The following is a 21,087-nucleotide window of genomic DNA, read 5'->3' on the forward strand; positions in this document are numbered from 1 at the left end:
TTTCGGATAAGAGCTTCGTTGGCGCATAGAAATCCTGGCGATAAGGGTGATCGCGTCCGCTTAAAAATACGCGGACACCATCGCCCTTAATGCTGGAGTTCGGAAGGTGAGTTCGCCGGACGCTTACCCTTCAGCTCTCGTTTTGCCGCGTCAACATGCCCTTCGCCAGGATCAATCTTGCCGCCTGGCAGTGACCATTCAGGAGCGTCTTTGCGGACAAGAAGAATCTTCCCCTCCTGCAAGCAGATTACTGTCGAACGCATCTCTCTTAGGTTGTTCATGTTCAGTCCTCCTCTATGTACGGAGGGCTTGAAAATCATGGGCAAAGTTCACGTTAAACGACGGTGTGAGCGTTGGCGCCTGCCAGCTTCTTTCAGACCAGCACGCCGATGCATGGATCTTGAGTTAAATTTATAGGTCTCCCCCCGTGGTGCTTTGTCCTATGGATTACGGTGATCAGCGCTCAGCAATCGAATCGGTCGTGACGAACGACGGCCAGATTGGCACCCAGATGCGTCGAGTAGATTGGGCCGGCACTTCTCTGGGTGATCCAGGGTGCTGGCCGGTTCAGCTGCGCCACGCCGTGAGTTTCTTGCTCAGTTCGGATCTGCCCACTGCACTTCTTTGGGGTGCCGACAGCACACTGCTCTACAACGACACCTGGATCCCTGCCATGGGGCACCGTCATCCCCTAGGGCTGGGCAGGCCCGCGCACGAGGTCTGGACGGCGGTGTGGGGGCGGGTCGGTCTGCAGCTCGAAGCGGTAATGGAGAAGGCAAGCCTGTTATTACTTTCCGATTCGGAGTTTCCGGTTCGCCTGGATCGAGAAAAGCCGTGGGCGTTCAGCTTGAGTCCTTTGAGAGCCCCTGAGGGGCACATCGTTGGTGTCCTGGTGCAAGGGCAAGAAGTACAGCCGTCAGCCCTTGAACCAGTGCCGTCGCACATTATGCTGGGTCGAGATCGTCGTATGTTCGACCAGGCACCGGGGTTCATCACCATCTTCCGAGGCCCTGACCACATCTTTGAATTCGTCAACGAGGCCTTCAGGCGGAGCTTTGGTGATCGAGGCTATCTCAACCGCTCTGTACGTGATGTATTCCCCGATCTGGAAGGGCAGGGTTATTTTTCCTGGCTCGATGAGGTGTTCAAGTCGGGCGAGCGGTTTGTCGCTACCGGCACGCCTATTTCGCTGCTCTGGCAATCAGATGGGGCCGAGATCCGCTACCTCGATTTCGTGTATGAGCCTGTATTCGACGATGCCGGTGTAGTGACCGGTATTTTCTGCGAAGGCTTCGATGTCACGAAACGAGTGGAGACCGAGCGGGCGCTTAAAGAGGAAAGCCGCACTCTTGAGATCCTTCGAGACATCAACGCGGCGTTCGCCAGTGATCTGAACCTTGAACGGATCGTGCAAAACCTCACGGATGCAGCAACGTCGCTCACAGGAGCAGCTTTTGGCTCATACTTTGCCAATGAGGTCGACGATGCCGGCGCGCATCTGAAGCTTTATACCTTGTCAGGTGCTGATCGCTCGGCCTTTGAAAAGTTGGGTCATCCTCGCGCCACTCCGGTGTTTGCACCTACTTTCCGGAATGAAGGTGTCGTTCGATCCTTGGACATCCTGGCTGACCCTCGCTATGGCCAGTTCGAGCCCCATCATGGAATGCCTAAGGGGCATCTGCCCGTACGCAGTTACTTGGCGATCTCGGTAGTATCGAGAACAGGCGATGTCCTGGGAGGGTTGTTTTTCGGTCATCCTGAACCGGGAAAATTCACTGAGCGGCACGAACGGCTGGTAGTCGCCCTGGCCGCCCAGGCAGCAGTGGCCATCGATAACGCCCAACTTTATCGGCAGGTGCAGCAGGCGAAAGCCACACTTGAAGAGCGGGTCGCTCAACGCACAGAGGAGCTTTCACAGGCCAACGAAGCCCTTCGCCAAGCTCAAAAAATGGAAGCTCTTGGGCAGTTAACGGGCGGAATTGCGCACGATTTCAACAACATCCTAGCGGCGATTCTGGGAAGCGCCGATTTACTATCACGGCGATTGAAACAGGGGAAAGGGGAGGCTACGGCGCGCCTGTTGGAGGGAATTCAAGTCAGCGCCAAGCGAGCAGCATCGCTGACTCAGCGTCTGCTCGCATTCTCACGGCGGCAGACGCTCGATCCCCGGCCTACGGACGTCAACGTACTTATCGATGGTCTGGTCGACCTGATCAATCGCTCGGTGGGCCCGGCAATTACTGTCATCACGCATTTGGAGCCGGATCTAGGGTTGTCCCGGATTGATCCTGCCCAGCTGGAGAGTTCGCTTCTCAACCTGGCGATCAACTCGCGTGATGCCATGCCCGAGGGGCGTGGTGCGATCTCCATCACTACGCAGACAATCGAACTCGACGACCTGATGGCGGCTCGTGCCGACCTGCCTCCAGGCGAGTACATCGCGATTTCTGTCACTGACTCGGGAAGCGGTATCTCCCCGGAGAACATCAAGCGGATATTTGACCCGTTCTTCACCACCAAGCCACTTGGCCAGGGCACCGGACTTGGGCTATCCATGGTGCACGGTTTTGTACTGCAGTCCGGTGGCCAGATTGATGTTCATTCCCAAGAAGGTGTGGGCACGACGATTCGCCTCTTGCTGCCCAAATTCGAAGGGCAACTGGAATTACTCGAGGGCGAGGCCAGGCAGAGTGCGCTTAGCGGCCAAGGGGTCGGGAGAATTCTAGTAGTCGATGACGAACCTATCGTGCGCATGTCCATTGTGGAAGCCTTGATGGAGGCCGGATATGAAGTTGATGAGGCTGAAGATGGATCTAGCGCCATGCATACGCTTCGCTCGTGTCTACCCTATGATCTTCTCGTCACCGATGTCGGGCTTCCTGGTGCGCTGAATGGACGCCAAGTGGCAGATGCTGCTCGTGAGGCTTTTCCAGACCTCCGGGTTCTATTCGTGACCGGTTTTGCAGAGGCATCGGTTTTGAAAGGTGGATTCCTGACACCTAGCACGGCAGTGATCACAAAACCGTTCGACATTCAGGTACTCCTGAACAAGGTGACCTTAATGCTGCACCAGCCCCAGACTTGAGCAGGTTGCCGGAACTCAGCCTCCTACCCGGCAGTCATCAGCATAAGGAAGTTCGTCCCAGCGTTCAGGATGTCGCGCGTTCTTAGGTGCGATCCCTCATGAGCGTCATCAAGCATCGTCCAGCAAGGGCAAAAGTAACGATCATCTGTACTCGAAATGACCAGGTTCTTCTTGTTCGCAGGAAGGGTGCCAAATGGAAGTTTCCAAACGGTCTGCTTGAGAGAGGAGAGGCTCCAACTGTGGCTGCCGCTAGAGAGCTTTGGACTGCCCTATCGTTGCACTGCTCAGGCTTGCATCTCGTGGGCACCGTTGAGGTAGGCAATGTGCTCCACCATATCTTCACCACTGACTTCACTGATGGCTGCAGCGTTGTGCTGGGGAGAGGCATTGTCGCGTGTAAGTGGATCGGCTGGGAGGAGCTGGGTTCCACCATGCTAAAGCCTACAGCCGCGGCCTTGCTTTCCCGGGGCCTGCCACAACTTATCCATCTCGATGAAGTGGAAGCGCTGACGTTGACAACCGCTGAAATTTGAACGGACGTATGACGGTGTGGGCATTTGGCTGGCAGCGCGACGATTGAACCAAGGCAAGTTTCATTGGCCCGGCATCCGTCACGGATCGGAAGTCGAACTCGATAACGAGCAACTTCAAGCCTTGGTACTGGGTTTGCCGTGGCAGCGGGTCGGCGCAGGCAGCGCGATCACAGTGCTTTAGCCCCTGCCATTAGCCCATCGGTTTATCGCTGTTGACGACCTGCTCTGACACAATCAGCGGCATGACTTCCTCGCCCAATCTCGACCAGATGACACCGGAACAGCTGCGTGGCTTGGCCGAACAGGCTATGCAGTTGCTGTCCCAGGTCGACTCCATGAGCCAGAAAATCCAACGCCTCGAAACGGTCAACGAGCAACTGGCTCATGAAATCGCCATCCTCAAGCGACACAAGTTCGCCAAGCGCAGCGAGCAACTGAGCCCCGACCAAGGCAGTCTGCTCGATGATCTGCTCGATACCGATATCGCAGCTATCGAAGCCGAGCTGAAGGCAGCCAATCCGCCGGCCGCACCGGCCGAGCCACGTAATAAGCCCAAGCGTGCACCACTGCCGCCGCAGTTTCCGCGAACCGTGATCCGTCACGAACCAGAGAATACTCAGTGCGTGTGCGGCTGCCAGCTTCAGCGAATCGGCGAAGACGTCAGCGAGAAGCTCGATTACACTCCGGGCGTGTTCACCGTTGAGCGGCATGTGCGTGGAAAATGGACGTGCCGTCAGTGTGAAACACTGATCCAGGCGCCTGTACCGGCCCAAGTGATCGACAAGGGCATCCCGACCGCAGGCCTGTTGGCCCACGTGATGGTGGCGAAGTTCGCCGACCATTTACCGCTGTACCGGCAGGAGAAGATTTTTGGTCGGGCCGGACTGCCCATCGCCCGTTCGACACTGGCGCAATGGGTCGGACAGACCGGTGTGCAGCTCCAGCCTCTGGTCGATGCGCTGCGTGAGCATGTGTTGGCCCAGGGCGTGATCCACGCCGATGAGACCCCGGTTCAGATGCTCGCACCAGGCGAAAAGAAAACCCAGCGCGCTTACGTGTGGGCCTATAGCACCACGCCTTTCTCGGCCCTCAAGGCCGTAATCTACGACTTCAGCCCCAGCCGTGCCGGCGAACATGCGCGTAACTTCCTGGGCACGTGGAACGGTAAGCTGGTCTGCGATGACTTCGCCGGCTACAAGGCCAGCTTCGAGCTGGGCATCACCGAAATCGGCTGCATGGCCCATGCACGCCGCAAATTCTTCGACCTGCATGCAGCCAATAAAAGCCAGTTGGCGGAGCAGGCGCTTCACTCGATTGGCGGGTTGTATGAAGTCGAGCGACACGCCAAGGAAATGAGCGACGAAGACCGCTGGCGATTACGTCAGGAAACAGCGGTGCCCATCGCTGAAAAACTGCATGAGTGGATGTTGGCCCAACGCGAACTTGTGCCCGAGGGTTCGGCCACGGCCAAGGCCCTGGATTACAGCCTTAAACGCTGGGTAGCGCTGACGCGCTACTTGGAAGATGGTGCTGTACCCATCGACAATAACCAGATCGAGAATTTGATCCGGCCGTGGGCGCTTGGGCGCTCGAACTGGTTATTTGCCGGGTCGCTGCGCAGTGGAAAAAGGGCGGCGGCAATCATGAGCCTGATCCAGTCGGCGCGTATGAATGGGCACGATCCGTATGCCTATCTCAAGGATGTGCTGATGCGGCTGCCGACACAGCGGGCGAGCGAAATCACGCAATTACTCCCGCAGCATTGGATGCTTGCCTGAGACAGGCTAAGTGGACTTCGCCAAATAGTCAGCTCAAAGGCTGACTTGTATCAACAATTCGGAAGCGACTTTTCTCAGCATATAGGTTTCGCGCAGAATTGATTGCCCCATCGAAGACTCGTGACGCTGCATAACGGCTTCATTGTGCGTGATGGCTTCATGCAGGTTGATCCAGACAGGCCGCATACCATTAGCGATTTCGTGGCTTTCCATTCTCACGGGCTCTAGCTGGGGCGCTACTTCGCATTGATAAAAATGCGAGGTCATGTGCATCAGATCGTACTGTGGCTTCCAGTAGGGCCGGTACTCCTCAATGTAACCGTAGTGCTGGAGCACCTTTATGTCACGAGCACCAGTCTCTTCCTCAAGCTCACGCTTCAGGCCTGTGACAATGTCCTCGTCACCATCAAGGCCGCCTCCAGGAAAGCTGAAGTCGTTATAGCGCTCGGTGAACAGCAACAGGATCTGTTCATCCCGCATCACGATGCCGCGTGCTGCATGTCGACGGAATACTCTGCCCTGTTTGGATTTCAGCTCGGGGTGAACAATTTCAGTTATGAGTTGCATGTGCTCTCGTTACGGCAAAATCAGTTAGTCATCGTCCAGGGTGGCCACGGCATTTCCGCAGTTCTGGAAATACTGTGGCCAGTGGAACTGGCTCAGCGAAGCAGCAATACGGGTAAAGTGGATGTTCGCAGCATCGTCGTGGTCGTGCTGCCTACCAGAAACTGCCTGATGCGTGAGTGCCCGTACGCCCCCATGACCAAGAGGTCAATGCCGTGCTCTGCCTGATACGCATGAAGTACCGACTCTACTTCGCCTGGGCGGATCTCGGCATGCACTAGCGGGCCAGAAGAGGCAAGTGTGGTTCGTGCTTTCTCCAGCTCGTTCTGGTTTTCTTCAGAGTCCGTACCAACCATGACGATATGAATTGGCAGGTCTTCGCACAGCGGGCTTGAAGCAAGCATCTGTACGGTCTTGTGGCCTGTAGCGCTGCCGTCAAATGCCACCATGATCGTTTCAGGTTTCCTGAAATGGCTGGTTGTAATCAGGATGGGGCGGTGGATTGTTCGGACTACCGCTTCAATCTGGCTGCCAAGACTTTGGGCACTGCGCGTGCTGTCCTCACCGACTCTTCCAATCACCAGTAATCGAATATCGTCTTGGAGATCGCTCAGGCTCTCGACGAGATGGCCATGGCGCTGCTTCAGATCAGGTGACATGGCGCCAGAGATGACTGTTCGCTCGCGAGCTTTTTCAAGCATGTGCTGCCCATGCTCCAAGGCCAGTTTTGCACGCTGCGCATCCAGCGTGGCCAACTCTTCCAGTAGATGTTCTCTGCTACCGAGACCGATATTGCCGCTGAGGTCAGCGGATGCAGGATATTTTTCCCTATCCAGCACATGGAGCAAGGTCAGGGGAGCGCTGAGTCGTTGCGAGGCCCATGCTGCGTAATCGCAGACCGCCAATGAGGATTGTGAGTTATCAATGCATGCCATTACGTGGGTCATTGTCGTTCTCCTTAGTGGCTCATGAGCTTGTCGATGGCACCGGGTTTGTCATGCACGCCGAAGCGGTCAACGATTGTTGTGCTGGCTTCATTGAGACCGAGCACTTCAACCTCAGCGCCTTCACGGCGGAACTTGATCACGACCTTATCCAGCGCTGCGACGGCGGTGATATCCCAGAAATGCGCTTGTGTGAGATCGATGGTGACTTTGTTGAGCGCTTCCTTGAAGTCAAAAACTTCAGTGAATTTGTCCGCAGAGCTAAAGAACACCTGGCCCACGACGCGGTAAGTCCGATGCGATTCCGTCTCTTCCAAAGTGCTCTTGATATCCAGGTAGTGCCCAACCTTATTGGCAAAGAACAGCGAAGCCAGCAGCACACCTACCAGTACGCCGTAGGCTAGGTTGTGAGTGGCCACGACGACCACGACGGTCGCCACCATGACGAGGTTGGTCGACAGCGGATGCTCTTTCAGATTGCGCAAGGAATCCCAGCTAAAGGTGCCGATGGACACCATAATCATCACAGCCACGAGTGCCGCCATAGGGATTTTGGAGAGCCATTCGCCAAGAAATACCACCATCAGCAGCAGGAAAACGCCGGCACACAATGTCGAGAGACGGGTGCGGCCACCAGATTTCACGTTGATGATCGACTGGCCGATCATGGCGCAACCTGCCATGCCGCCAAGCATGCCGGCAGCGATGTTGGCCACACCCTGGCCTTTGCACTCGCGGTTTTTGTTGCTGGTGGTATCGGTCAGGTCGTCGACGATGGTCGCGGTCATCATCGACTCCAGTAGGCCTACAACTGCCAGCGCAGCGGAGTAAGGAAAGATGATGCGCAGGGTTTCAACGTTCAGCGGCACTTCAGGCCACAGAAAAATCGGCAGCGTATCCGGCAGTTGGCCCATGTCCCCCACGGTACGGATATCTAGCCCCAGATAAATGGCGATGGCAGTCAGGGTCAGGATGCACACCAGTGGTGAGGGAACCAGCTTGCCGATCTTAGGTATATACGGAAACAGGTAGATGATTCCAAGGCCCGCTGCGGTCATCGCGTAGACGTGCCAGGTCACGTTGGTCAATTCAGGTAACTGCGCCATAAAAATCAGAATCGCTAATGCGTTCACAAAACCCGTGACCACAGAGCGAGAGACGAAGCGCATCAGCGAACCTAGCTTCAGGTAACCCGCGAGGATTTGAAGTACCCCACAGAGCAACGTGGCTGCCAGCAAATACTGAAGTCCGTGCTCTTTAACCAGAGTGACCATGAGAAGTGCCATGGCGCCGGTAGCCGCCGAGATCATGCCGGGACGACCGCCGACAAAGGCAATAACAGCACAGATACAGAAGGAGGCGTAAAGTCCGACCTTTGGGTCAACGCCGGCGATGATGGAAAAGGCGATGGCTTCAGGGATCAGCGCAAGTGCGACTACGAGCCCCGCGAGCACATCTCCACGGACGTTGGAAAACCACGTTTGTCTAAGTTTTTGCAGCATAGAAAAATATCCAAGGCAAAGCATCGCGCACGCCAAGGGAATGGCGAGCGAATCGATACAAATTCAAATTTTGAGGATTTTTTTGCTGTGTGCTTAAGGCGTATAACCAGGCGTACAGCAGTGCGCACCCGCGAGCGAGGCTAGCGGAAGCAGGTTGTTGCGAGGGGGCGTAGCGCTAAGGCGGCGTAGGCTGCCAGTAGATCGTTTGGAGTACAGTCATGCTGATGTTCCTGTAGCTCAAGGGGTATGCGGAGCAGAAGTATACAATGAAGCCATCGTCGATTGCGACCCGCTGCCAAGCTCCGCATGAGCTACGTCAGATACAGGCTTATTCAATGGGTATACCTGCGGGCAAGGCTTTGTTTTCCACCCGTTCTTGTCTGAGCTGGTCTGTGTGCTGAGAGGTGAGTTGGCCAGACGGTTACAGCGAGACTGCACTGCGTGGTGAAGGGAGGTCGTTGCAGCACACTGAGCATCCATCCTAAGGAAACGGCCGCATATGAAGGCTACGCCTCACACCCCCCTGATTATCGCCGGTGCCTCGAGGCGTAGCTCTAAGGCTACTGGCTTGATCGGCTGTTCGCTTTCTCAGGTGTCGAGGTGGCGGGCTGATGCAGATGAGCACCGGTTGGATCGGTAATCTGAATGACGTTGCCGTGCTGCCAACCATCCGCCTTGAGATCTGCCGCAGGTATTTGAATGTCAGCTCGCTGAGCTTTCGTTTCTGCCGCGTCCACTCTCAGGCGTCGATTCCGCTGCTCGACCATCGTTGGATCAGCCTGGCCATCCGCTGTGAACCCCATCATCAACTGCGGGACGCCCACCGGTAGGGCTTTGTCCTGGTCGGTATGCCACGTGTGCCATGTCTTCCCGTAGGTATGGGCAAGCCGCTCCATCAGCGCATGTTCCGCAGGTGCAGGTATACCCGGCGCGATCAACTGCCCTGATGAAACCTCATAGCCATGGCTGTGCCACATCGCCTTCTCCTTGGCTGGCAGACCAGAAAACAGCTTCTCGTCGATGATGTACTCGATACCCATGATCTTCGCTTCCTTGGTATTACCATCGAAGATGACGCACTGGATGACATCCTCATTCAGGATGGAGCAGTAGTGATGCGCTTCCATCTGCACATCAGGATGTCCGTTGTAAAAGTGGAAGCCATCCAGGTAGGCGTTGATGGTCTCAATGGGCGGCTTGGCCTGCAAGGTCGCGGCGCCGGCTTCCAGCAACTGAATCTTTGCGGATTCGGGCCTGCCAGGCGTCTCCACAGGCGACTTCGTCTCAGGAGCAGAGCAAGCCCACAGAAGACTACAGGCCAGGGGAAGGGTTATAAATCTGATGAGTTGTGGCATGAGAGTGGCTCTAGCTAGTGTCCTCAAGGGACAGCCTGGGCCTGCTGAACGGACAACTCAGAAGACAAACGGCCGAATTCTAGGCAAAAGAAAGCCCGCTGCTAGGCGGGCTAATGGGAGCTTCTATCACACGTAGGGATAGGGCGAGTGTTGCCTAGGTGTCGTGAAAATTGGGTGAAAGAAAAGTCCCTACAACGTCATCCCAGGGTTTTCCCAAACGGAGGCCAGCCTGTGCGCCAGCTGCCACAGGACAGGCCCAAAGCATTCAGATCCGCAGAAGATCAAAAATATCATGCCGTAGGAGTGGCCTAAACTGGATAATCTTGAACTGGCCTCCCTGCTCAACTGGGATCTAGTAGAGTCCGATGCTCCAAATATTGAAAAGCTTCGAGCCATTGCCATCGACGCAGAGCTACCCATACCCATGGCATGAGAGTAATCACGATGAAGAAGGATCTCAGCAAGGTTTTGCTTCCAGACCATCCGATGTACACCGATGCAGTGGATGCTTTGAAACGCTACCACCAAGCTCAAGCCAACGGTGTGACGGGGGTTGAGCTTGAGCGCCTTCGTCTCATGGTGGAGCATCAGTTTCAAGCAGTCACCGACTATCAACTGCGCGCGCTCGGTGGGCCGGCGGAGCCTACCCACTGAAAGTCCCTACTACACACCGTACCGCTTGTTCCCACCAGATGTGATGCAGTAGCGACCGCCCCGGGGGCCTATACAGACTCGACCTGAAGAGCAGGGGCACGAAGAGCTAAAGTCGGACGTGTTGATGCGCGCAGGCTGGGGAGCTGGCTGGTTTCTTTTCGGCTGCCGGGTGGCGAAGCAGTTGGAGCCGCTGCAAAGATTTTTGTAAGAGATCCATCGTTGCGGCTGGCCGTCCAGGCTGATACGCGCCCATTCCTGTTTCTGGTCATAGACCTGAACCTTTTCCCCGCGCTTGAGGCTGGAGATCACTTTCCCTCCCGGTTGAGCGCGCAGATTTAACTTGTCCGCGTTAACGAAATACTCCGGTGCCGAGGCTTGTGTAGGTTGTGGTGCTGGGGAGGAGGTTGCGGCCAACGTACTAACCGGCGTCTGGCTGGGTGGTGGCTCAGTTTTAGGCGAATCATTCTTGCCAATGGCCCAGACCATAACGAAGAGAACTAGAAGCGGCAGAAACCATGATTGACCATTCTTGCGCATATCCTTTGCACCTCGAAATGATATCTGTCCTTTTAAGAAGTGGCCGGCTGGTGCTTGGCGAGCAATTTTCCACCCTCCATCGCCGATACTATTGAGCTTAGCTGAGTCAGACTGGTTGGAGCTGCAGCCACATTAGCGGCCTTAAGCCGTCTTCGAAAGATCACTAAATGAGAGATGACGGCCGAAGCGCGCCGGTGTGACGGATGGCAGCCCGAAGGGCCGAGACGTCGCAAGACGATGGCTCGGTTCACGACAGCCGGGCCTGGTAGGGCACGCCCTAAACGCTCTACAAGGCTTTCAACAAGCGCTCCAGGCTCTGATGCTCCCATGTCGATAACAGGGCGACCGGATCTGTCCGGTCGCCAGGATCGAAATCCCAGCGCTGTCCATCTGGGCTAACGCACCGCTCGCAGTAGTCCAGCTCATCACAGTCGTTGTAGATCGTGATCCGCCATCCCTCTACATCGACCTCGAAATGACAGGCGTACAGCTGCTCCCAGGACTGGCTGCCAATCTTGGTCATTGTCCGGCGACCGAACACCGCCTCTCGCAACACTTGGCAGACGTCTCGCGCCGTCAAAGCGCCTGATGGTGCGTCGTGCCGGTTATGATCAGTCATACGCTGCCTGTGTCTCTTAGTGATCAGACATCGATAATACCCTGTGTCGAAGGTGCGCCGGAAAACACGCAGGGTAGGGTGATTGGTGGCTCCAGTGACAGGAAGAGGTTGGATTAAAAATGTGCATCGTGGCGCTAGTGAACGCTGGCTTGTTCCGTCTCGTGCATGCAGCCGGCAGGTTGCGCTGCCTGCACGAATGACAGTTCAGGTCATGTGGCGATCGATCTCCCCCCTATATGCAGCCAAAATGAGTCATCTCTAGTGTCTCTGATGTATCGCTCACGAGATCTGCGCTATGCATCCAACGACACCAGACGGACGCTATTTTGTTGTCAAAGGCCAGCTCTGGCGCTGCGCGAATCCTTCATTGAGTGAATGCGAGCGGCAACGCCTTGTGCATGCCCTGATGGATGCTCGACGAGATGTCAAAAAGGCCAAGCGCGCTGACGAGTTGAGCATGCTCAAATCTGCGCGTGCGCGAGTGAATGCTGCCAAAGTGGGTCTGGGCGAGCGGGGGGCCGTTTGGTAGGACGACGGCAGCCCTGACTACAATGGTTGTCGAATAGAGCTTACGCCTTACGCTGACTGGTACAACGCTTTGGATGCCACAAAGGATGAGTAATGTACGTCGAAAAGACCTTCACACCTCAACAGCTATTTGAAATGGTGTGGGAGCGACCTGTTCTCATCATCGCAAAGGAAATAGGTGTCTCAGATGTGGGCTTGTCGAAGGCCTGCCGCAGAGCGGGGATCACGTTGCCTACCCGGGGTCACTGGGCCAAGCCAGCCCCAAAACGCCCGCGTCGTCCAAAGCCCCCAGCCTCCACCACACCTATCACGTTTCATGTTCTGAATGTCGAGAAGGCTGCCAGGCTGAAGCCAGAGAATGTGGTCAAAGACCCTAAGATGTTGAGCGTGCCAATGGAGTTATCTGACCCCCATCAGTTGGTAAAAAAATGGCTTGGTGCAGCGAGGAAGGCCAAAGAGCTCAACAGTGCACTGGTATTCGACAAAACAAAGGTATTGAACTCGCATATATCCCGGAATGAGGTGGATCGCTGCGCGCTTCTCTACGACAGCTTGATCAAAGCTTGTGAGTCGTCGGGGTACATCTGGGGTATTGGTAGTAACGGTAGCTTCGTGCAAGTCGACGGGGAGGAGCTACTGATCACGATCCAGGAGCGGATAAAACGCTTCGATATTCCACCGCCTCCTCCGAAACCGTTCAAGCCTGGGCAGCAATGGAGGCCTGACGTTACCGCGATGAGAGCGGCTCGCTTTGGGTGGGAGCCCACTGGCGTATTTTCCCTCATCGTCGATGCACGATCTGAGGTTCTCATTCAAAAAACTTGGACTGACAGCAAGACAGGAAACCTTGAGTCGAAGCTTGGTCAGATACTCACGGGTTTCGTTCGTATTGCCGCTTCTGTGAAAGTCCAACGATCATCCGATGAGGCTAGTCGCCGCCGATGGGCCGAAGAGGAGCGGGTGCGCAAAGAGGGAATTGACCAGCAGCGTCGCTTGGACACGCTGCGCCAGAATTTGATGAAAAATATAGAAAGCTGGGAGCGCGCTCAGCGGCTGCGAGCGTTCATCCAGGCCACGGTTCAAGGTTCGCCTCCGGACGAGGCAACTCAAATGGCGTTGGCAATGTGGGTTAGCTGGGCTACACAACAAGTCGAGATGCTTGATCCATTAAAAGTAGATATTCTGAAAGTTATTGACCTATCCGTGGACTTGCCGAGCTCAGAATACGGCTACTGGAGCAGCAGTAAGCAAGACGATGACTGGTGGCCCTGATTTTCATTTGGGTTTGAACTTAACCTGCGTTAGGATTCTCTTAAGACCAACTATACATTACGGAGTGATGCACATGTCGCGATTGGCCGAATTTCGTCAGCTTGAGCAAAAATTGGCAGCCCAGTTGGCTGAGCTGGAAGCTATGAAAGGCAGCAGTGAGCTTCAAAAAGAAATCGAGTTTGAGACCAAATTGCGTGATTTGCTGGCCAAGTACGGCTTCAGCTTGCGTGACATCATCAACCTACTGGATCCGCAATCTGGTCGCCGTGCTGCGCCTGCAGTGGTTGAGAAAGCTCCGCGTCGCGCTCGCCAGGTCAAGCAATATAAAAACCCCCACACGGGCGAAGTTATTGAGACCAAAGGTGGCAACCACTCGAAGTTGAAATCCTGGAAAGCTGAATACGGTTCTGATGAAGTAGAAAGCTGGCTCTCTAAGTAAGTCGTAAGGGCTGAAGAAACCTCCGCTTTCGGAGGTTTTTTTATGGCTTGAGAACGAGGTCTTATCTGCTAAGCCCATCAGTAACGGCACCACATGCGTAGCCCGCTGGCTATGCAAGATCGCGAGTCTGCTTTCGGTAGGGCGGATAGAAGAGGCTCCAGACGATCAATGACTCCATGCTCTTCAAGCGGATGGACGTACTGACTCGATGCCGGTTTCGAAACCGCCATCAGTTCAGAGCCTTTTGAGCCCGCCAAGGCGGGATATGAGCGATGGCTCGTCGTGTGCGGGCTAGAGCTGGTTATCCCAGCAGAGCAGGCATTTTTGTGTAGGTGACAGGGGATTAGAAAAGGACTCACAAAAATAATTTCAAAACACCCCCTTGAAATTTTTTTTGCGAGACGGAGTATATATTTTGTAATCAACAAAAAGCAGTGTGCTAGGGCTCCCTCACCGTATCCGGCGCTGCTCCTACTGCTTCCAACCCATCGCTGGCCTTCAGTTACCCCGACGATTACTGGCTACTTTTTGATCAGTAATCTTCTCCTCGCTCCTTGATTGACTGACTATGGTTTTGGAGCCTCGATATAAAGTCGCTTTCTCCGGCCTTCAGGCCGGCTAGCTTTGCTTTTGTACTCAATTTCAGAGCCGCACCAATTTTTTTTGAGATGGGATCGGGTGGAATGCTCTACTCAGGCTATGCCGCAAAAGAGGTGGGCTTCCAGAGCCGCGCCTGGCTGCTTGAGCCATCGTAGATCGGTTTGCATACTCTTCAGCTTCGCTGGCAAACGGGCCGAAGCCTGAGCACATAGAGGGTTTTTCATGCGCGAAGACCATAAGGCACAGCTCACAAAAGCTACAGATGGGCTGCATTACTGCGACTTGATCCTGACAGCCCAAGAGGCTGAGGATCTGCGCTCGCTCGTCAAAGAACTACAAGGGGCGGGGAGTTACCCTGGGCTCAGTGACGTGTTCAGAACGATCCTTGAAGAAACCTGGAGCAGTGATGCTCCTTGGCCCACCATCCCATCACCAGTTACGCCCGGGCGTGATTGATGTCATGCCACCTCCAGTGGGCGACTCGCAGGAATGCTGTCTGTAACTCCCTTCTTTGAATTCCAGAGGTGTCATGGAGCCTCGGAATTCGTAGTCGGGCATACCCCCTCCGATAACCTTGGCGGTGACGCAGATCTTCTCCGGGTACAGCAGGGCACCAGCTTGATATGAGCACCACAGAACGCTCGTAGAGCCCTCCACCCCAGCTACCTTCATGATGGCTTTCTGATTCCACTCCGGTTACGCTCATTCGTAGCAGGGAAGAGACGCATTGAGCTAGTGCCGTGGGATTTTACACGGCAAATTATTGTAGGGCGTTCCGATACCTACCTCGTGCTTCTCCGGTCTATGCATTCGACTCAAAACGAGGAAGGAACCCATGTCGTTTAGTGACTATCTGAAAGGCCCAGCTCACCGACAGCGTGCAGAAGCTCTTGAGGCCCAGCTTGCGGAACTTCAAGTGCAGCATTCTCAGCTGCAAGAGCTCGTCACGAAAATCGGCGCCATGGACGTAGTGAATATCCAGAAGCTGATTGAGCAAGAGCAAGCGAGGCTAGCGGATGTACGCGAGCAAACCCAACGCTCAGAGAGAGAGTTGGCTGCACTCGCACAGCGCTCGACTGATCTGCAGGGGCAGATACTCGTCTGGGAAGAGACAGTGCTCCTGGAAAGCTTCGCCCTCTATGAGCCTAAGTTCAAGCTGACAACCAGCCTGGAGTACAAGGCTCGACTGGATCACGTTCGTGATCGTCAAAAAGTCCTGATCAAAAATGGGCAGGCAGCCACCGGCAACATGAACTGGACGGTGAACAACAGCCAGGCGCAAGGCCGCAAGCTGGTCAACGACATGATCAAGCTGGTGATCCGCTCGTTCAACAACGAGGCCGATGCATGCGTAGCCAGCGTGAAATTCGACAACGTCGAGCTCGGCGAGAAACGAATCCTCAAATCGTATGAAGCCTGCAATCGACTGGGCAAGATCATGAGCGTAGAGATATCCGGCATCTATCTCGATCTCAAGCTTGATGAGCTTCACCTTGCTCATGAATTCCAGATCAAGAAGCAAGAGGAAAAGGAAGAGGCGAAACGCGCCCGGGAAGAGCTGCGGGAGCAGCAAAAGCTCGAGCAGGAAATTCGTGCGGCGCGGGAGAAAATTGCCAAGGAGCGGAAACACTTCACGACCGCTATGCGTGATCTCCAGGCTCGCCTTGAGCAAGTGCGAACTGATGAGGAGCGTTCAGCGTTGCTGGTGAAGCTGGCCGAGGTTGAGGCCGGTCGAGCCGAGCTTGAGAGCGAAGAGAAGCTCATTGATTATCGCGAGCAGAATGCCAAAGCAGGGTACGTGTATGTGATCTCTAACCTGGGTGCATTCGGGGAAGGCATTTACAAGATCGGCATGACTCGTCGCCTTGAGCCTATGGATCGAGTCGACGAGCTGGGTGACGCGTCGGTACCGTTCTGGTTCGACGTGCATGCGATGGTTTTCTCGAACAACGCTCCCGCATTAGAAGCGAAACTCCACGAGCATTTTGCATCTGGTCGGCTCAACAAGGTCAACGGGCGGAAAGAATTCTTCCGAGCCGAGATTGCTGAGATCGAGAAGGTCATTAGAGAAAATTATGATGCTGTCGTCGAGGTCACCCATGAGGCGCCGGCGGAGCAGTATCGTGAAAGCCTTCGCATGACTCTGCCCAAGTCGGCCATTCAGCAATCAGAGCGCATGGCTGCGGCTAATTCGTGATCGAATGCCTGTGTAGAGTAAAGATTGAGCTTCTGTTACTAGAGGCGCTGTGGGCGATTCGTACTTGTCGCCCAGCTATGGTTAAAGAGCGGCAAGTGGTGAGAACGATCATCCTCTCTTGCAAGCGCCTGTATCAGACCGCCATTGACTATTGGCTATATGTATCCGGGCAGCTGGTTGAGTTAATTCACTATTTAGATATCCGGTGTTGACGTGTGGAAGCTAATCTCCGTTGATATCCGAAATTGACTTTACTAAAGAATAGTGCAAATCGCCAAGCTAGGCGTTCCGAGGGGAAAATGGATAATCGAATTACCCAGTTGGTGAAGGATAGCGACTTCGAATTGAAGCTGTATGAAGCCGCAGTGCGGAACCTGCGAGACACGGAAAATAGGCTTCGTTTCAACAATTTTGCCTACGCGATGCGTGAGCTGAGCCGACACTTTCTCAAACGTTTGGCTCCCGACGATCAGGTAGTCAAATGCTCTTGGTACAAGAACGTTACTGGCGAGGTGGGTAAACTCGCCCGGTCTGAGAGAGCGTCTTTCGCTGTTCACGGAGGTTTGGCAGAGAAATTTGTTCGGGAGAAGCTACATATTGACCTCAAGTCGATGAACAAGCGGCTGAAGGCTACCATTGATGCGCTTAGTAAATATACTCACATTGAGGAAGATGTTTTCAATCTGTCTCCTGCAGATATTGACCGCCTTGTCGCTGAAACGACCGAGACATTTGCCGAGTTTTTCGAGACCATTAAGCGGTGCCGAGATGAGATTGCCAGCGAGCTGAACGAAGCGATAGGCACGGCAGCATTTCAAGAGATCGTCATGAATGCAGTTCCCGGTATGGATGAGCTTTCCACTCATCAGTTTGTAGACGATATTTATATCGAAGATGCTGAGGTCACGGCGATCGATTGCAAGACTGTTTACCTTGAGGTGAGTGGCACGCTCTACGTAGAATTACAATACGGATCGGGTTCTGACATCAGAAAAGGGGAAGGCACTACGATCGACGACTCATTTCCGTTTGCCTGTAAAATGACATGTCCCACGTCAGACCCCAGCGAAAAGTCGCTGGAGCTCCAGGGGCGATTAGAGGCAAATTTCGACAGCTTTTATGGTTTGAATGAAGAGCCGGACGCATCAGATCAAGAACGAGAGGATCATCGTCCTGACGAGGCTGCGCGAGGGTTGCGATCCTCTCCAGCAGGTGAGGATGCGCTGGCGTGAACCGTTCTGCTTTATGAAATTCCAATTGTTAAGCAATTCAATCATCAGGGTTGTTGCGACCCTGATGGACTTATTTTTCGACCTTATGCAGTTGGAAGGGTGTCGGCGAAAGTATAACCCTCGTTGGTTACTTGATGGGTGACACCCTTAGTTCCGCGTTTGACTAAAAAGCCCACTTCCAGAAGTTCGCTCAGCGCGCTTTCCCATTTGGCCACCTCCCTTGGGTTCTGGGTGCTAATAAGGTTTTTGCCGTTTGTTTGTATATCTGTTCCGTTAAGGTGGCGAACGTACAGAATTGAACCCTGGCTGTCGATGCAAGCCTCTTTCAAAATTATCTTAGCTTCAGAGCTAAGGGTTGGTATTTTTGTCTCATGTGTAGAAGTTTCTGCGGTGTCTTCGTTAGCGTTTCTAAATATCGGGTTGTCGTTGATTATGATTTGCAGTTGACGAGTAAACTTGTTTCGAAACTCTGTGAGATCTTCGTAGCCCTCATACAGACTCCGCTGTTGGCAAGAGGACTTAAAAGCTTTGAGCTGTTTGTATTGATCAGGGTCAACAGTGTCGAGAGCGGCAGGCTGGTTGGAAAAGTACAGCATTGCCGGTCGACCACTTTCGACATGTTTCTCAATTTCCTCGACAGTTCCACTGGCGAATTCAGTTGTGGCGGTTCCTACACGAGTCCAGAAAACACCCACTAGCAGATCGCATTTATCTAAAATCTGTTTGTTGATGATTGCCTGAGGAGCCGCTCCCATTTCAGGTGCTGAATGAGTTTCCCAGCCTGTAGGGAGAAGGACAATTTTTCGAGATCTGGAATGAACTGCATTCCATTCGTGAATGACTTCCCTGACTTGGGCCCTCTCGGCTTTGACGTCGCCAGGGGACGCGATCATGACGTTGAAGACTTCAGCTTTGTAACTCATGCTCATTCCCTACTATGGTGAAGTGGTGACATATTGATGCTATAGCGTGATGAAACAAACTCATCGAGCACATGCCGGCTTACCAAGGAGCCGGCGCTGAGCGGCTTCCTCTGAGAGAAGTTTAGGCCGCATACTGGAAATTCCGCATGGCAATAGAGCTAGCCTCTAACCGAAGCAGTTGGCTAATAAACGAAAGGCGAGGTTTGATCAGCCTCATTCACCAATAGGATTATTATCGCCTCCTGGAGTAATGGCTTTGTCCCCCAGCTTAATCAGTTTGAAATCTACGTTATGGGTTGATTCGCGGTAAGTCGATTCGCTGTCATCGAAAGATGCGGCAACGATACTCTGAAGGCCCTTTGCTGCCGCCAGCTTCATGAATAGCGCTTGTTGGCTTTTAGTAGCCATAGAATGTTGCCCAGGTTCATCCAGGAGAAGAAAGCCTGGGTGGTTACCGTTTACCGTTGGGTGCGAAGAGGTTTCGTACAAGGTGAAGATGTAACTCCATATCAGGCGGACAAAGTCGCTTGCGCTCGATTCCTGGGCGATGTTGCTGCTGTCTCGTGACGAACGCTCTTCGGAGGCTTGTTTGATCTCGCTGAAATCTTTTTGATAAATCTCTCTGAGTTCTATCTTGGCCAGTTCTGGCAAGAGATTATCTGTATTGAAGATGATGTCTTTGACAGGTGCGCTGTGGTAGTCGAATGCGCCTACGTTGGATCTGAACAGCTTCGCAAACAGATCGTATTTTTTCTGGTCTATCTCGGAGTAATGTTCTTTGGGCAGGTCGGCACGGGCTTTCTGGTTTAGATCGACCTCAATGGCGAGGGCTTCCAGCTTTTCCAGGCGCTCCCGGTTGCGCTGAGAAAACATCGAGGCCTCCTCGATGTCCATCTCCATTTGTAGCTGCTGACGTAGATTAGCTTTCGAGACTGTTGAGGTCGTCGTAATGTCGGTTCTCAGCGCGCGCAGCCTGGATTTGGATTCGGAGATGCGCCGTGTCAGATCCTCACTGGTGACAGTGGTTTCTCTCATGGATAAGGCGATGGAGGCACTGTCGCGCTCCAGCATTCGGATCTGTGACTGCAGGTAGTCAATGTTGGTCTTGATGTCCATATGGGGCGTGTGCTCATGGAGGTCAGTCAGGGAGTGACCTACATCCTGGTGGCACGCCGGGCAGACATCCTTGGCTATGCTCAGATCCAACGATGCGCCGAAGTTGATGAGCTTTTGCGCAGCTTTGTTTTTAATGAGTTCGTCTTGGGCCTGCTTCAGGTGAACAGTGTTAGCGCTGCGTGAAGCCCGGTGCAGGGTGAGTTCGCCCAGAGTCGCCTCATACGCAGCGGTCAATCTCAGCAGCCTTTCGGTCTCCGCCTCAATCTGCTTGAGCGTGGCTTCAGGAGTTGCATCCTTCCATTTCGTTTCTTCTTGCTGAAGTCTCAGCAGAGCTTGGAATTGGCTGTTTTTATACTCATCCAGGCTCATTGGGCCTTGAGCGGTACGCTTGAGGTAGCTCACTTCACTGGCGTGGAACACCGCCGTAGGCGCCGTGGGTAGGCTCACTACTTGGATCGAGTTTTTCATCGCATCATTTGAAAGCGCCTTGGTTATGTCAAGCCAGGCAGAGTTGAGCTGGACAGATTCGTGGTCAAGCCTCGCGCGTTTCGCATCCAGTTCGAATACGTTGGTGCCGACGAGGTAGTCCACAATTTTGATGCGGGCGTCACGGACGCCAAAATAGGGCAGGTTGGCAATGTAATCCGTCCACCCCCGTTTCTGCTCAATGGCCAGCGCAGCAAAGACGTACTGCAGATAGAGCTTTGTCTGTGTGCCACTCTTGTGCGGTACCTGAGGCAGGTCAAGGCCGAGGAATTTTTCCAGGTAGCTGTAGTAGCCTTCCTCGATCTGTGCGCTGCCACCGTCGTGCAGGTAGCGGTAGAGCGGTTCGGCCTGTTCGCCTTTGGTCAGCACCGCGCACTCTTGGATCTCGACAAGTCGCGGATCGACCTCGTCTTCCCTGATTTTGCGAGTCACGGTAATGGTTTTACCGTTCGACTCTAGCTCCATCATGACGAGAGAGCGGGTGATGAAGCACTTTCGCCCGCCATACTCGACATAGTCTTTCAAGACGTAGGTCAGGGCTTTGTCGTTCTGGGCACCGAGTAGCTGCTCCATGCCCAGTGCATAGAGGATGCTATGTACAATGGTACTTTTACCGGCTGAGTTACGCCCGCGAATGATGTTCAGGTTGCGCTTGAAATAGGTCAGAAAGCCAAACGGGCCTTCGTTGGTATCAATTGAGATCTTGATCGATTTGATGAACAC

The 21,087-nt window shown here is 54.1% G+C and carries 18 protein-coding genes and 1 pseudogene; 10 read left to right on the plus strand and 9 right to left on the minus strand.

The annotated features are described in order from the left end of the window. Positions 1-86: 86 nt before the first annotated feature. Positions 87-281 (minus strand): NUDIX domain-containing protein, encoded by a 195-nt coding sequence (locus JNA92_RS24715; RefSeq protein WP_431312482.1) that lies wholly within the window; start codon positions 279-281, stop codon positions 87-89. 161 nt (positions 282-442) lie between these two features. Between JNA92_RS24715 and JNA92_RS24720 the strand changes: the two genes are divergently transcribed. The 4 genes from JNA92_RS24720 (at position 443) to tnpC (ending at position 5,396) form a co-directional block, all read left to right on the plus strand. After that, positions 443-3,085, plus strand: coding sequence for an ATP-binding protein (locus JNA92_RS24720; RefSeq protein WP_241807132.1), 2,643 nt, complete (start codon positions 443-445; stop codon positions 3,083-3,085). Between the two features lie 98 nt (positions 3,086-3,183). Further along, complete coding sequence (locus tag JNA92_RS24725; protein WP_241807133.1) at positions 3,184-3,618, plus strand: NUDIX domain-containing protein; 435 nt, start codon at positions 3,184-3,186, stop codon at positions 3,616-3,618. A gap of 16 nt (positions 3,619-3,634) precedes the next feature. Continuing rightward, positions 3,635-3,799, plus strand: a complete 165-nt coding sequence (tnpB, locus tag JNA92_RS26230; protein ID WP_387516902.1) for an IS66 family insertion sequence element accessory protein TnpB — start codon at positions 3,635-3,637, stop codon at positions 3,797-3,799. Between the two features lie 61 nt (positions 3,800-3,860). Then, complete coding sequence (gene tnpC, locus JNA92_RS24730; protein WP_241807134.1) at positions 3,861-5,396, plus strand: IS66 family transposase; 1,536 nt, start codon at positions 3,861-3,863, stop codon at positions 5,394-5,396. 33 nt (positions 5,397-5,429) lie between these two features. Here tnpC and JNA92_RS24735 read toward each other — a convergent pair whose 3' ends face one another. The 4 genes from JNA92_RS24735 to JNA92_RS24750 form a co-directional block, all read right to left on the minus strand. Then, positions 5,430-5,963 (minus strand): NUDIX hydrolase, encoded by a 534-nt coding sequence (locus JNA92_RS24735; RefSeq protein WP_241807135.1) that lies wholly within the window; start codon positions 5,961-5,963, stop codon positions 5,430-5,432. 92 nt (positions 5,964-6,055) lie between these two features. Next, positions 6,056-6,907, minus strand: a complete 852-nt coding sequence (locus tag JNA92_RS24740; RefSeq protein WP_083376070.1) for a universal stress protein — start codon at positions 6,905-6,907, stop codon at positions 6,056-6,058. Between the two features lie 11 nt (positions 6,908-6,918). Beyond that, positions 6,919-8,406 carry a SulP family inorganic anion transporter gene (locus tag JNA92_RS24745; protein WP_241807136.1) on the minus strand — a complete coding sequence of 496 codons (1,488 nt, stop codon included), beginning with the start codon at positions 8,404-8,406 and terminating at the stop codon, positions 6,919-6,921. A 560-nt stretch (positions 8,407-8,966) separates the two neighbouring features. Continuing rightward, on the minus strand, positions 8,967-9,761 hold the full coding sequence (locus JNA92_RS24750) for an OBAP family protein (protein ID WP_241807137.1): 795 nt from the start codon (positions 9,759-9,761) through the stop codon (positions 8,967-8,969). 444 nt (positions 9,762-10,205) lie between these two features. On the opposite strand from JNA92_RS24750, the gene JNA92_RS24755 reads away from it, so the two are divergent. Further along, positions 10,206-10,415 carry a hypothetical protein gene (locus tag JNA92_RS24755; protein WP_241807138.1) on the plus strand — a complete coding sequence of 70 codons (210 nt, stop codon included), beginning with the start codon at positions 10,206-10,208 and terminating at the stop codon, positions 10,413-10,415. 9 nt (positions 10,416-10,424) lie between these two features. On the opposite strand, the gene JNA92_RS24760 is transcribed toward JNA92_RS24755, so the two are convergent. Further along, entirely contained in the window at positions 10,425-10,952 is a 528-nt protein-coding gene (locus JNA92_RS24760) for an SH3 domain-containing protein (RefSeq protein ID WP_347269625.1), read from the minus strand. Positions 10,953-11,238: 286 nt separating this feature from the next. Continuing rightward, positions 11,239-11,571: a DUF7693 family protein gene (locus JNA92_RS24765; RefSeq protein WP_241807139.1), complete on the minus strand. Its 333-nt coding sequence runs from the start codon at positions 11,569-11,571 to the stop codon at positions 11,239-11,241. A gap of 295 nt (positions 11,572-11,866) precedes the next feature. Between JNA92_RS24765 and JNA92_RS24770 the strand changes: the two are divergent. The 5 genes and pseudogenes from JNA92_RS24770 (at position 11,867) to JNA92_RS24790 (ending at position 17,839) form a co-directional block, all read left to right on the plus strand. Then, positions 11,867-12,193, plus strand: a pseudogene (locus JNA92_RS24770) (hypothetical protein). After that, entirely contained in the window at positions 12,193-13,371 is a 1,179-nt protein-coding gene (locus JNA92_RS24775) for a hypothetical protein (RefSeq protein WP_241807140.1), read from the plus strand. Before JNA92_RS24770 ends, JNA92_RS24775 begins: the two are co-directional and overlap by 1 nt. Positions 13,372-13,444: 73 nt before the next feature. Next, positions 13,445-13,810, plus strand: coding sequence for a histone-like nucleoid-structuring protein, MvaT/MvaU family (locus JNA92_RS24780; RefSeq protein ID WP_121161486.1), 366 nt, complete (start codon positions 13,445-13,447; stop codon positions 13,808-13,810). A 1,435-nt stretch (positions 13,811-15,245) separates the two neighbouring features. After that, entirely contained in the window at positions 15,246-16,607 is a 1,362-nt protein-coding gene (locus tag JNA92_RS24785) for a DUF4041 domain-containing protein (protein WP_241807141.1), read from the plus strand. Positions 16,608-16,906: 299 nt separating this feature from the next. Next, positions 16,907-17,839 carry a hypothetical protein gene (locus JNA92_RS24790; RefSeq protein WP_241807142.1) on the plus strand — a complete coding sequence of 311 codons (933 nt, stop codon included), beginning with the start codon at positions 16,907-16,909 and terminating at the stop codon, positions 17,837-17,839. A gap of 83 nt (positions 17,840-17,922) precedes the next feature. Here JNA92_RS24790 and JNA92_RS24795 read toward each other — a convergent pair whose 3' ends face one another. Both JNA92_RS24795 and JNA92_RS24800 read right to left on the minus strand, forming a co-directional pair. Continuing rightward, positions 17,923-18,762 (minus strand): DUF4062 domain-containing protein, encoded by an 840-nt coding sequence (locus tag JNA92_RS24795; protein WP_241807143.1) that lies wholly within the window; start codon positions 18,760-18,762, stop codon positions 17,923-17,925. Positions 18,763-18,975: 213 nt separating this feature from the next. Then, positions 18,976-21,087, minus strand: coding sequence for an AAA family ATPase (locus JNA92_RS24800; protein WP_241807144.1), 2,112 nt, complete (start codon positions 21,085-21,087; stop codon positions 18,976-18,978).

Source organism: Pseudomonas putida, from assembly GCF_022627325.1.
Lineage (GTDB): Bacteria > Pseudomonadota > Gammaproteobacteria > Pseudomonadales > Pseudomonadaceae > Aquipseudomonas > Aquipseudomonas putida_X.